At 47.2% G+C, this 12,785-nt stretch carries 10 protein-coding genes and 1 pseudogene; 3 read left to right on the forward strand and 8 right to left on the reverse strand.

Features of this window, described 5'->3' with window-relative positions:
- Positions 1 to 375: 375 nt before the first annotated feature.
- From prpF to GY843_RS14115, 6 genes are all read right to left on the reverse strand, one after another.
- On the reverse strand, positions 376 to 1,554 hold the full coding sequence (gene prpF, locus GY843_RS14090; RefSeq protein ID WP_297310569.1) for a 2-methylaconitate cis-trans isomerase PrpF: 1,179 nt from the start codon (positions 1,552 to 1,554) through the stop codon (positions 376 to 378).
- 317 nt (positions 1,555 to 1,871) lie between these two features.
- Positions 1,872 to 4,475, reverse strand: a complete 2,604-nt coding sequence (gene acnD, locus GY843_RS14095) for a Fe/S-dependent 2-methylisocitrate dehydratase AcnD (protein ID WP_297310570.1) — start codon at positions 4,473 to 4,475, stop codon at positions 1,872 to 1,874.
- A gap of 121 nt (positions 4,476 to 4,596) precedes the next feature.
- Complete coding sequence (gene prpC / locus GY843_RS14100; protein ID WP_297310571.1) at positions 4,597 to 5,724, reverse strand: 2-methylcitrate synthase; 1,128 nt, start codon at positions 5,722 to 5,724, stop codon at positions 4,597 to 4,599.
- Positions 5,725 to 5,826: 102 nt separating this feature from the next.
- On the reverse strand, positions 5,827 to 6,720 hold the full coding sequence (gene prpB, locus GY843_RS14105; protein ID WP_297310581.1) for a methylisocitrate lyase: 894 nt from the start codon (positions 6,718 to 6,720) through the stop codon (positions 5,827 to 5,829).
- Position 6,721: 1 nt separating this feature from the next.
- The gene (locus tag GY843_RS14110) at positions 6,722 to 7,426 is read right to left on the reverse strand and encodes a GntR family transcriptional regulator (RefSeq protein WP_297310572.1); all 705 of its coding nucleotides are present in this window, start codon (positions 7,424 to 7,426) and stop codon (positions 6,722 to 6,724) included.
- A 140-nt stretch (positions 7,427 to 7,566) separates the two neighbouring features.
- Complete coding sequence (locus GY843_RS14115) at positions 7,567 to 8,436, reverse strand: alpha/beta hydrolase (RefSeq protein ID WP_297310573.1); 870 nt, start codon at positions 8,434 to 8,436, stop codon at positions 7,567 to 7,569.
- Positions 8,437 to 8,621: 185 nt separating this feature from the next.
- Here GY843_RS14115 and pabB point away from each other — a divergent pair, with 185 nt between their 5' ends.
- The 3 genes from pabB (at position 8,622) to GY843_RS14130 (ending at position 11,480) form a co-directional block, all read left to right on the forward strand.
- Positions 8,622 to 10,013, forward strand: coding sequence for an aminodeoxychorismate synthase component I (gene pabB / locus GY843_RS14120; protein ID WP_297310574.1), 1,392 nt, complete (start codon positions 8,622 to 8,624; stop codon positions 10,011 to 10,013).
- Positions 9,985 to 10,446: a Crp/Fnr family transcriptional regulator gene (locus tag GY843_RS14125; protein ID WP_297310575.1), complete on the forward strand. Its 462-nt coding sequence runs from the start codon at positions 9,985 to 9,987 to the stop codon at positions 10,444 to 10,446. Before pabB ends, GY843_RS14125 begins: the two co-directional genes overlap by 29 nt.
- A 134-nt stretch (positions 10,447 to 10,580) precedes the next feature.
- A complete protein-coding gene (locus GY843_RS14130; protein WP_297310576.1) occupies positions 10,581 to 11,480 on the forward strand; it encodes a TIGR02285 family protein in 900 nt (299 codons plus the stop codon).
- A gap of 16 nt (positions 11,481 to 11,496) precedes the next feature.
- Here GY843_RS14130 and GY843_RS14135 read toward each other — a convergent pair whose 3' ends face one another.
- Complete coding sequence (locus tag GY843_RS14135; protein WP_297310577.1) at positions 11,497 to 12,426, reverse strand: 2-dehydropantoate 2-reductase; 930 nt, start codon at positions 12,424 to 12,426, stop codon at positions 11,497 to 11,499.
- Positions 12,427 to 12,580: 154 nt separating this feature from the next.
- Positions 12,581 to 12,785: pseudogene (locus GY843_RS14140) on the reverse strand (DUF1329 domain-containing protein); the annotation flags it as partial.

The raw sequence follows: 12,785 nt of genomic DNA on the forward strand, positions 1-12,785 counted from the left end.
TCCAATGCGAGGGCCTGTTAACACTAATTTCATCGCCCCTGCAGGAGGCTATTTTTGTTCTCAACTTTTGCTCTCAACAAGGCAGTATGAGCGTAGTTTAGTTATTCTAAATAAGCGAATAATAACGAAGCTGAGGGCATAAAGGGCCCTAGATACATTGAGCTTAACCTAATCACTGTTGATGGGCTAATACAGGCTAGTTTTTGGCAGCGAAAAAAAGACAAAAAAAACCCACGCATTAGCGTGGGGTTTAAGGAAGAGCTATAAAACTATTCTGATAGGTAAACAGCTTTACTTAACGCTCTCCAACTCTTAGATCCAAGTGACTTCAGCTAAGGCGAAAAAACTTGGAAATAAAAGCCAGTAAAAAGTTGCTTAGAAAGTATCACCTGGGATACGAACATTACCTTCCATGATGACACGTGCGCTACGGCTCATTACCGCTTTCTTAGCAGTCCATTCACCATTTACTTCTTCAGCCGCTGCACCAACACGCAGTGTTCCTGAAGGGTGACCAAAGGTAACCGCTTCACGCTCACCGCCACCCGCAGCAAGGTTTACCAGAGTACCTGGAACAGCTGCTGCGGTAGCAATAGCAACCGATGCTGTACCCATCATGGCATGGTGAAGTTTACCCATAGAAAGCGCACGAACGCAGACATCGATATCGTCTGCTGAGATCTGCTTACCGCTGGATGCTTCATAAGCCGTAGCCGGTGTAACGAAAGCGATCTTAGGTGTGTGCTGACGGGCAACTGCTTCAGAGATATCACTGATCAGGCCCATCTGAACCGCGCCATAAGCACGCATAGTTTCAAAGCGCTCAAGCTCATCAGCGTTGCCGTTAATATCTTTCTGCAGCTCAGTGCCTTTGTAACCGATCTCATCCGCATTAACGAAGATGGTTGGGATACCCGCATTGATGAAGGTTGCTTTAAAAGTACCAATGCCCGGTACTTCCATATCATCAACCAGATTACCTGTTGGGAACATGGAACCTTCGCCGTCAGCTGGATCCATAAATTCGATCACAACTTCTGCTGCTGGGAACGTCACACCGTCCAGTTCAAAATCACCGGTTTCCTGAACTTCACCGTTGGTGATAGGTACGTGAGCAATGATGGTTTTCTTAATGTTCTTCTGCCAGATGCGTACGGTGCAGATACCGTTTTCAGGGATACGCTCTGGGTCAACCAGGCCACCGCTGATTGCAAAAGCGCCTACAGCTGCTGTCAGGTTACCGCAGTTACCAGACCAGTCTACGAAGGCTTTGTTGATCGCTACCTGACCAAACAGGTAATCCACGTCATGATCTGGCTCTGAGCTTTTATCAAGAATAACTGTCTTAGACGTACTTGATGTCGCACCACCCATACCGTCAATCTGCTGGCCATAAGGGTCTGGACTACCGATGACACGCATAAGAATCTTGTCACGTGCTTCACCTGGCTCCTGCGCTGCTTCTGGCAGGTCCTGACGACGGAAGAAAACACCTTTACTGGTTCCACCGCGAATATAAGTCGCTGGGATTTTAATCTGTGGTACGTTCGACATCTATCTATCCTTTCTTACTGTGTAATGCTTACTTTGTAATGAGCGTTAAACATTACGATTAAGAAAACTTTCAGTGATGATTACTATTCTGCTTTCTAACCCGCTCTTTGGCGGCTATCCACTCTGGCAATAATCATTAGTAAAAACTTTCAAAGGTGATGGGCGCTGTTTGCTCGACTTTTAAACCATAAAGGTTGGGTGGGTGTCACCCCGCAGTGAGCCTTGCAGGGTAACGGATTTGCAAACAACGCCTATCGGTTCAGCTCGCTTTTTCGTCATCCCTGCTAAAGCAAGGATGACAGTTAAAGCGTTACTTCTTAAGCGCCTTCCAGGAAGTCCTTAGCGAAGCGCTGCAGAACACCACCTGCTTTGTACACATGTACTTCAGCAGCTGTGTCCAGACGACAGGTTACAGGGACTTGAACCTTCTCGCCGTTTGCACGGTTGATGATCAGAGTCAGATCACAACGTGGTGAGATATCACCTTCGATGTCGAAAGTCTCTGTACCATCGATAGCGTAAGTGTTACGTGTATCGCCATCTTTGAACTGAACTGGCAAAACACCCATACCCACCAGGTTAGTACGGTGGATACGCTCGAAGCCTTCAGCCACGATCGTTTCAACACCCGCCAGACGTACACCTTTCGCAGCCCAGTCACGTGAAGAACCCTGACCGTAGTCAGCACCGGCAACGATGATCAGGTTCTGTTTGCGATCCATGTAGGTTTCGATCGCTTCCCACATACGGCTTTCAGTACCTTCTGGCTCGATACGTGCCAGAGAGCCCTGCTTAACTTCACCGTTTTCATCGCGGCACATTTCGTTCAGCAGTTTAGGGTTAGCGAACGTAGCACGCTGTGCAGTCAGGTGGTCACCACGGTGAGTCGCGTAAGAGTTGAAATCTTCTTCCGGCAGACCCATTTTCGCGCAGTATTCACCAGCCGCAGAGCTAGCCTGGATTGCGTTAGATGGAGACAGGTGGTCTGTAGTGATGTTGTCACCCAGTACCGCCAGTGGACGCATACCTTTCATAGTACGCTCACCCGCCAGTGCACCTTCCCAGTATGGAGGGCGACGGATGTAAGTAGACATTTCACGCCAGTCGTAAAGTGGGCTTTCAGCACGCTCTACGTCACCCAGATCAAACATTGGGATGTAGATCTGGTTGAACTGCTCAGGCTTAACTGCCTTAGCAACAATTGCGTCGATCTCTTCGTCAGATGGCCACAGATCTTTCAGCGTGATCTCTTTACCATCAACTACAGCCAGTACATCGTTTTCGATATCGAAACGAACTGTACCTGCAATCGCGTAAGCTACAACCAGTGGTGGTGAAGCCAGGAACGCCTGCTTAGCGTGTGGGTGGATACGACCGTCGAAGTTACGGTTACCGGACAGTACAGCAGTTGCGTATAGGTCACGATCAACCACTTCTTTTTCGATTACTGGATCCAGTGCACCGGACATACCGTTACATGTAGTACATGCGTAAGCAACGATACCGAAGCCCAGTTTTTCCAGCTCTGGCAGAAGACCTGCTTCTTCCAGATACAGTTTTGCAACTTTAGAACCTGGAGCAAAAGAAGTTTTAACCCAAGGTTTACGAACCAGACCCAGCTCGTTCGCCTTCTTAGCCACAAGGCCAGCCGCTACAACGTTACGTGGGTTAGATGTGTTAGTACAAGATGTGATCGCAGCGATAATTACCGCGCCATCTGGCATCAGACCTTCAGCTTCTTCAGCTTTAGCTGCAGCCAGCATGTCGTCACCCGCAATACCGCGTTCAGTAAGTGCAGTGGTTGGCAGACGACGGTGTGGGTTAGAAGGACCCGCCATGTTACGAACAACCGTAGACAGATCAAACTCAAGTACGCGCTCGTACTCAACTTCTGCCAGATCATCAGCCCACAGGCCAGTCTCTTTAGCGTACTGTTCAACCAGAGCAACCTGCTGAGGTTCACGACCCGTCAGCTTCAAGTAATCGATAGTCTGCTCGTCAATGTAGAACATACCAGCAGATGCACCGTACTCAGGAGTCATGTTGGATAGTGTCGCACGGTCACCGATAGACAGTGTCGCTGCACCTGGGCCGAAGAACTCAAGGTAAGAGGAAACTACTTTCTCATTACGCAGGAACTCAGTCATCGCCAGTGCGATATCCGTTGCAGTGATACCAGGGTTGCGCTCACCAACAATCTTAACGCCTACGATGTCCGGCAGACGCATCATTGATGGCAGACCCAGCATTACTGTTTCTGCTTCCAGACCACCTACACCGATCGCGATTACACCCAGTGCATCAACGTGTGGCGTGTGGGAGTCAGTACCTACACAAGTATCTGGGTACGCAACGCCGTCACGGTTCTGGATAACCGGAGACATCTTCTCCAGGTTGATCTGGTGCATGATACCGTTACCCGCTGGGATCACATCTACGTTATCAAACGCAGTTTTACACCAGTCGATGAAGTGGAAACGGTCATCGTTACGACGATCTTCAATCGCACGGTTCTTCTCGAACGCATCCGGATCGAAACCTGGCGCTTCTACAGCCAGAGAGTGGTCAACGATCAGCTGAGTCGGAACCACTGGGTTAACTGCAGCTGGGTCACCGCCCTGATCAGCAATCGCATCACGCAGACCGGCAAGGTCTACCAGCGCTGTCTGACCAAGGATGTCATGACATACAACACGTGCTGGGTACCAAGGGAAGTCCAGCGTACGTTTTGTTTCGATAAGTTGTTTCAGGCAGTCGGTCAGTGATTCTGGTTCACAACGACGTACCAATTGTTCTGCCAGTACACGAGAAGTATATGGCAGTTTCGCGTAGGAGCCTGGCTGAATAGCTTCAACAGCAGCACGTGTGTCGAAGTAGTCAACACCAGCACCCGGTAATGGTTTACGGAATTCTGTGTTCATGGCAAAACCTGTCAGGTTTATTCGGGCCGAGAGGATCTTAAAAGTAGATCTCTCCACCTTTGTAGTTATTCATAAATCAGGACAGCGACCAACATTATGTAGGTCGCTGTCTGGTGTCGTCTTATGGACGATCTTCGATAGCAACCCAATCCGAAGTTTCTGGACCCGTGTAGTCAGCAGAAGGACGGATGATACGGTTGTTAGCACGCTGCTCCATTACGTGAGCAGTCCAGCCCGCAGCACGGGAACATACGAAGATAGGCGTAAACAGCTTCGTTGGAATACCCATGAAGTTGTACGCAGATGCATGGAAGAAGTCTGCGTTACAGAACAGTTTCTTCTCACGCCACATCACTGCTTCAACACGCTCAGATACTGCGTACAGGTGAGTGTCACCAACCTGCTCAGACAGTTTCTTAGACCACTCTTTGATGATCGCATTACGTGGGTCAGACTCACGGTAGATGGCGTGACCAAAACCCATGATCTTATCTTTACGCTCCAGCATACCCATGATTTCAGCTTCTGCTTCATCAGCAGATTTCCAATCCTGAATCATGTCCATTGCTGCTTCGTTAGCACCACCGTGCAGAGGACCACGCAGGGAACCGATTGCACCGGTTACGCAGCTGTGGATATCAGACAGTGTGGAAGCACATACACGCGCAGTGAATGTAGATGCGTTGAACTCGTGCTCAGCGTACAGAATCAGAGAAGCGTGCATTACTTCAACATGCAGCGGCTCTGGTTTCTCGTTGTGTAGCGTCCACAGGAACTGCTCAGCGATAGAGTCAGCGTCTGTTTCTACGTTTACACGTACACCGTTGTGGCTGTAGTTGTACCAGTAGTTGATCATGCCTGGGAAGATAGCCAGCATGCGATCAATGTGATCGTGCTGCTCAGAGAAATCTTTCTCTTCTTCCAGGTTACCCAGCATAGAGCAACCAGTACGCATAACATCCATTGGGTGCGCATCCGCAGGGATCTGTTCCAGCACAGTTTTCAGTGCTTCGGGCAGACCGCGCATACCTTTAAGTTTGGCCTTGTAAGCATCCAGCTCAGCCTGATTTGGCAACTTTCCGTACAGCAGAAGATATGCAACTTCCTCGAACTGAGCTTTGTCAGCCAGCTCTTTAATATCGTAGCCACGGTAGGTCAGACCAGCGCCGGTTTTACCTACGGTGCACAGTGCCGTTTCACCTGCAGACTGACCACGTAGACCAGCTCCACCCAGTTTTTTATCGACCATAGTGTGCTCCTGTTTTTTCCTATGTGTGGGCTCTTATTTTGGAAATGTGACCCACTTATTTCGTATATTGATTTAATGCTCTAACTGTCGAACTCCGCCGACTTATTTATTTTTGCCTTCAGCAAACAAGCCATCTAGCTTCTGTTCAAAGTCGTGGTAGTTCAAGAAATCGTATAGTTCCATGCGAGTTTGCATAGTATCTACAACGGCTTTCTGGTCACCATCATTCAGTAGAGCTTCGTATACATTCAAAGCAGCCTTGTTTGCCGCACGGAACGCAGACAGTGGGTACAGCACCATAGTTGCACCGTTTTCTGCCAGCTCTTTAGTATTGAACAGAGGTGTAGCACCAAACTCGGTAATATTCGCGAGTAGGTGCGCACCGTTAATCCCATCTGAAAATGCTTTATAGTCATCTAATGTGTGTACAGCTTCTGCGAAGATGCCGTCAGCACCTGCTTCCAGACATGCCTGAGCACGCTCAACCGCAGCGTTCAGACCTTCCATCTGGAATGCATCGGTACGTGCCATTACGAAGAAATCATCATCAGTTTTTGCATCAACAGCCGCTTTAACGCGATCAACCATCTCTTCCAGAGAAACAATCTCTTTGTTAGGACGGTGACCACAACGCTTTTGCGCAACCTGATCTTCGATATGAACAGCCGCAGCACCTGCTTTTGTCATCTCTTTGATTGTACGAGCGATGTTAAATGCACCACCCCAACCTGTATCAATATCCACCATTAGTGGTGTGTCTACAGCACTCGTGATACGGCTAACATCAGCCAGTACATCATTCATTGAAGTCATACCCAGATCAGGTAGACCGTAAGAGTGGTTTGCAACACCGCCACCAGACAAGTAGATCGCTTTGTGGCCAACGCGCTCAGCCATCATTGCATGATAAGCGTTAGTAGTACCTACGATCTGAAGTGGGCTTGTTTCAGCAAGTGCTTTACGAAAACGTGCACCGGCAGACAGGTTATTGGACATGTTATTCACCTCTGGTTTCGGTTGCTGCATTCAGTTTGCCTTCTATATTTTTACGCGCTGAACCGATGTGGCGTCGCATGAGCATCTCTGCCAGTTCTGGATCTCGAGCTTCTATGGCATCGATGATCTGGCGGTGCTCTTTCAACGCACGCTTTGGTCGCGAGCTGGAGACACTGAATTGATATCTGTACATTCTTACCAGGTGATAAAGATCGCCTCCGAGAAATTCCAGCAGCTTAGAGTTCTTACTGCCATGAACAATTCGGTAGTGAAAATCCAAATCACCCTCTTTTTGAAAATAAGAGCGTCCATCAAGCTGGGCTACACTTTCTTCGTGCTCGTTAAGCAGCTCTCTCAGACTGTCTATCTCTTCTTGCGGCATATTTTCTGCTGCAAGACGACAAGCCATTCCTTCAAGTGCTTCCCTTACACGATAAATTTCTACCAGCTCTTTTGCCGACAAATTAACAACTCTGGCACCGACATGTGGTTTACGTTCAACCAACCGTAGTGCTTCCAGACGGCGCATCGCCTCGCGTAGTGGTCCTCGACTGATACCGTATGTACGGGCCAGTTCTGGCTCACTTATTTTCTGACCTGGAGGTATTTCACCGATCACAATCGCATTAACGATCTGTTCACAAACCCGGTCAGCCAATGTACGCGTTTCTGGTTCAAACGCTTTGTTATCTGTATTTTCTGTCATAACAACCAAATATTGAAGATTGTCGACAATCTCGAACTAAAGCCACGATACTCCTGCAAAAACGTGCAGTCAACTCGAAATCATCTAAATATTGTCAACACAATACAAAAGTTTAAGTAGCTAACCTTTATACTGCTTCCTTATATATTGTCTAAAAACCGCTGCATTTCATCGTTCATCGTTTTGGCGATTTGGCGCGGTTTCTGGAATGGCAGAGAGTGATCTGTTCCTGCCATCATAAAGTAGTGCCAATTGGGTAGGCGTTCCGCCAGATCCCTTTGATACTGGTGCATCAGATCAACACTGTTGCCACCAATAAAGCTGGTTACATCGCCTTGAGCCGCTACCAACTGTTCCCTATTAATCTGCTGAACAGCCTTAGTGACACAATCCAGAGCGTTAGCAAAACCCTCTGGACGATAACCTAATCTGCTGACAGTTAACTTTTCCACCTGTGGAGATACCCTGCGATTAGGAGAGATAGCATCTAGGAAATTGGTAATGCCCCGCTCTACATCAGCGTTCTGCCTTAAATGTATAGATGCATCAGATAGCTGATTGCGCAGCTCAACGGTAGTTTCCCAACAAGGCCGATCCAACACTGCTGATTCCAGTAGGAACTGCTTGCCTACACGGTCTGAATGCTGCTGCTTGAACAGCAGGGAGACCAAGCCACCCATTGAATATCCACCAAGATCAAACTGCCACCACCCTAAATGATCAACCAGAGCATTGATGTCAGCCACCAGCTCCTGTGCAGTAAACGGATGTTCCAGACGATCGGGATAGTAAGTATCACCCATACCGCGCTGATCAGGGACCAGAACCTCAGACCAATGGGACAGAAAAGCGATGATCGCATCCCAGGTATCTACACCAGCAACTCCCGCTCCGTGAAGCAATACAAGCCGACGTTTAGTTTCGATTTCAGGGTTTCTATAGATACGGTAGATAATATGCTGATCGGGCTGATGGAACTCCCGCTGCTCTACCGAAAATGGATGTTTCATTTAACAGTGTTTCTCTAATAAGCGTTTTAACTGTCTAGGTAGGTCATTCTAGCCGATTCTGTCGCACCTGCTAACATTTTGTCGACAATCTTTAGTCATAGGGTAATTCTTACGACTTTAGATAGACACTCAAACTAGCCTTACTTACAATTCGCTCTTTATATAACCAAGCGAAAGTTGTTCCATTGATCACTCAACGTTCTCTGCCCTACCTGACCAACAGCGAACTGTATTTCGAACGCATTCGCCCTCTGGGCAATGCCGTATTTCTGGATAGCGGTCGCCCAAAATGTCCCTGGGGACGTTTTGACATCATGGCTGCCGCACCTGTCGAAACGCTTGAGTTAAGTGCTGATTCTGATATTTCTCCTTTCAGAGAGCTCGATAGCCTCTATCAGCGTTATCAGTTAGATATTGATGAGAATCCCAACCTGCCATTCCAAGGTGGGATTATTGGTCATTTTACTTATGATCTGGGCAGGGCCATCGAAAAGCTTCCAAATCTGGCAGAACAATATACCCAGCTTCCTGATCTACGCGTTGGCATGTATCTGTGGGCTGTAGTTACAGATCACCACAAGCAAACTTGTTCGCTGGTAGCCACTGATCAGGTTGCGAACGAACTGCTTGATCAGATTGAAACCCTGCTCAAATCAGAAACTGATATTGCTTGCGATGCGTTCCAGTTGGTTAAGCCGTTTCAGCCAAATATGACTGAGGCCGAATACACCAGAAAGCTGCAGAACGTGGACGACTATATCCATGCCGGTGACTGTTATCAGGTCAACTTCACGCAACGCTTTGACAGCACCTATACAGGTGACCCCTGGCAAGCATATAAACAGTTACGTGAAGTCGCTCCAACACCCTACTCCGCCTTTATGGATTCGGAAAAAGAGCAGATATTGTCTCTATCCCCCGAGCAGTTCCTAGAGAGTAAACAGAAGCAGGTAACCACTAAACCGATTAAGGGCACACGCCCTCGTTCAGCGGACACCGAAGAGGATCAAGCTCTAAAGCAGGAACTGGCAGATTCTCTAAAAGACCGCGCTGAAAACTTGATGATCGTAGACCTGTTAAGAAACGATTTGAGTAAAGTTTGTGAGCACAACAGTGTAAAAGTGCCTAAGCTGTTTAATATTGAAAGCTATGCCAATGTTCATCACAAAGTCAGTACGATAACAGGTAGGCTTGCAGATGCATTTTCGCCAGTAAGCCTGTTGGAACATTGTTTCCCCGGTGGATCAATTACCGGAGCCCCTAAAGTACGAGCCATGGAGATCATTGAAGAGCTGGAACCACATCGCCGCTCCATCTATTGCGGTTCTATTGGCTATATAAGCCTTTGTGGGCGAATGGACACCAGTATCACGATCCGAACTCTGCTTTGTGATGATGGAAAAATATACTGTGGTGCAGGTGGCGGAATCGTAGCGGACTCAGTTGCCGATATGGAATACGCTGAGACCTTCAGCAAGGTGAACAACCTTCTGCAATGCCTAGAGCAAACTATTTCTGCCCCACCCTCTTCTGAAGGTGAAGCAAGAGATGACAGTAAACAAAACACTCACTGCTGATCAGGCAAGAGATATTCTTGAGAAAGTCGCACTATTCGACGATCTGGAACCAGAGGAGAAAGAGATTCTTTCCCTCTTCAACTGGTGTTTTGTGGTGTATCAACCTGGTGATCACTTAACGAATGAAGACTCATTGGATAAACGTTTCTTCGTTCTTATGAGCGGTTTAGCCAATATCTATAAAGGCGATCCTCCGCAGTTAATAACCCAATTAAAAGCGGGCGAAATCATTGGCGAAATTTCTTTCCTCACCAATGAACCGAGAACAGCCAGCGTTATAGCTGCAGCGAAATGCTCCGCTCTAGTAGTTGATCAAGCATTACTGGAGAAACTCCCTATCTCTCTGCGGGAGAAGCTTAAAGATCAGATAATCCTCAAAATGGCACAACGTTTAAACCGAATGAACAATCGCCTGACGTTGGGGCACTTATAACCAAGCTCAGCTAAGATAGCCAAGATCTACTATAGCCGGGCTCTAGATAAATTTTTAACAATACCCAAAGATTCCTGGTAGCTCATCTATACTTCTATTCATTACCTGACAGTTATGCATAGAAGGTGTAGGCAATGCGTATATTTCAGTTTTTCTTTCTATTAGTTTTGATCTCAGCCGCACCTGCTAGCCTCCAGGCAGAAAGTCATTCCCCAGAAGTTAAACAAAATCAGCAGATAATCTGGGGACGAACTGACTTTGCTCCTTTTTTTATTCAGAAAGGAGACCACTCAAATCAGGGCATCAGTGACAATATCATTCGCTTTTTCAGCGACAATATCACCGGCTATCAACATGTCAGCGCAGAAATGAGCTTAAAAAGGCTGCTGCAGAATGCTGAACAAGGTGTCCCTATCTGCCATGTCGTCTTACTCAAAACATCAGAGCGTGAGAAATTCATCGATTACTCCGCTCCCTATATGTTCAATTATGCCAACGGCATTGTTACCTCTGAAGAAGGGTTAAAGCGTATCGGGTTGAGTGTAGATAACATTCAACCGGTCGACTTAAGCCAATTACTAGATAAACCCTTAAGGATTAGTGCGCACGATGGCCGTTCTTACTCACCAGAGATCGATTCCATCATCGCAGAGAACAGAGATCAGCCAAACAGTATTTTTCAGATGAAGAGCGGTTTGAAGGAGTTGGATAGACTGGTAAAACTCGTTGCGCATAACCGATTGGATGGGCTTCTTGCCCGACCTGAAGAAGCTCAATTTATTAAAACTGAATATGGTATAGAAGCACCGCTATATTTTGTAAAAATCAACAATAGCCCTAGCATCAGCAAAGTTCACGTGGGATGCGCTAAAGGTGAATGGAACGACGAGTTATTTAGACAGATAGCGGAGCTAGTACAAACCCGTGAAGCACTACAGGTGATCGAAGCATCTTATAGCCAGTGGTTACCAGCGCACTTAAAGGGCCACTATTCAAAAGTGATCTCAACAATGCATGCTGCTAATGAACCTTAATCGACCTACTCGATTTTTAACTATTCACAAGTAACTCATTAATGAATTCTGTCATCAGAGACTGTTCCGGTTCAGCTGATCTTCGAATGACTGCACCACAGATACCATCCAGTTCAAGTGGGCGGCCTTTCTCCTTATCAACCAACATAGAAGTTTTGATCGCATCAAATTCGCTGATCAGTTTAAACATCTCATCCACATCGGTATCGGTGATAGAAACACCTTCAACCTTTGCTGCAGATGCCGCTTCCTGCATCATTTTATAAACCACTTTTTTATAGGCGGAGTTGCGAGTCAGACTCCGGGTATCTAATCCCGTCAGGGCTGATAGTGGATTTACACCATTGTTGATCAACAGCTTACGCCACAGCTCTCGGCGAATATCAGAAGATAAAGTTGTCGGTATTTCAGCATCATTAAACAGCGTGACCAAATCATCAGCAATACAACCGAGTTCACTCTGTTCATTCTTAACCGGCCATTCACCCAGAACAATTTGTGCCACACCTCTGGCTTCAACGTATCCTGGCTTAAGGATATGCCCACCGATACGAACAGCTAAACCACCAAGTGTGCGCTCCTCCCCAACTACAGAAGCAATTAACTGCTCATTCTCTACACCATTCTGTAGAGATAGAATTGGGCACTTTCCTTGATCTAACCATGCTTTGGCCTGCTGCATGACCTCTGAGGTTACGTTTGCTTTAAGAGTAATGATGATCAGATCAAAGTGATCACAACTGAACAGCTCCATCCATTCAGACTGATCCCAGGCATTAACCGGACCATGAAACTGAAGGGTTTCATGCTCTACGTTTAAGCCATTGGTTTGCAACGCTTTGAGATGCTCTCCACGGGCAACATAAGTTATCTGATGGCCTGCCATCTGCAAACGCGCACCGTAATAGCAGCCGATGCCACCCGCTCCCCAGATTGCAATTTTCATATCATCACCTTATCGATCATAGGTTACCGGTTATAGGTTATTGGCCCACCTTAAACGAAAACCCCGGGCTAAGCCCGGGGAAATTCACCTGAAGGTTTAAAACCTGCTAGGAAAGCCTTTGAAGGGGGTAGGCTTACCAAGCAGGAGTTATTCCTTAGCGACCAGAAGCTCGCAGGTTCTGTACAGTCATTTTGCTAGCAGGTGTCAGATTTGGATCGACAATGCCTTTAAACTGACCTGTAGTACAGTGATTAGCCTGGATATCAACCATGGAGAAACTATCATCCACAGAAACACCTGTGCCTTTGTTTACTGGCAGGTGATGATCCGGGTGAGTCTGACCAATCAACCAACTCTTC

This window comes from Neptuniibacter sp., assembly GCF_024231755.1.
GTDB lineage: Bacteria > Pseudomonadota > Gammaproteobacteria > Pseudomonadales > Balneatricaceae > Neptuniibacter.

Bases quoted from the DNA above. Each gene is read 5' to 3' on its own strand.
- prpF (WP_297310569.1), bottom strand. From the start codon at position 1,554: ATGTCGAACGTACCACAGATTAAAATCCCAGCGACTTATATTCGCGGT.
- acnD (WP_297310570.1), bottom strand. From the start codon at position 4,475: ATGAACACAGAATTCCGTAAACCATTACCGGGTGCTGGTGTTGACTAC.
- prpC (WP_297310571.1), bottom strand. From the start codon at position 5,724: ATGGTCGATAAAAAACTGGGTGGAGCTGGTCTACGTGGTCAGTCTGCA.
- prpB (WP_297310581.1), bottom strand. From the start codon at position 6,720: ATGTCCAATAACCTGTCTGCCGGTGCACGTTTTCGTAAAGCACTTGCT.
- GY843_RS14110 (WP_297310572.1), bottom strand. From the start codon at position 7,426: ATGACAGAAAATACAGATAACAAAGCGTTTGAACCAGAAACGCGTACA.
- GY843_RS14115 (WP_297310573.1), bottom strand. From the start codon at position 8,436: ATGAAACATCCATTTTCGGTAGAGCAGCGGGAGTTCCATCAGCCCGAT.
- GY843_RS14125 (WP_297310575.1), top strand. From the start codon at position 9,985: ATGACAGTAAACAAAACACTCACTGCTGATCAGGCAAGAGATATTCTT.
- GY843_RS14130 (WP_297310576.1), top strand. From the start codon at position 10,581: ATGCGTATATTTCAGTTTTTCTTTCTATTAGTTTTGATCTCAGCCGCA.
- GY843_RS14135 (WP_297310577.1), bottom strand. From the start codon at position 12,426: ATGAAAATTGCAATCTGGGGAGCGGGTGGCATCGGCTGCTATTACGGT.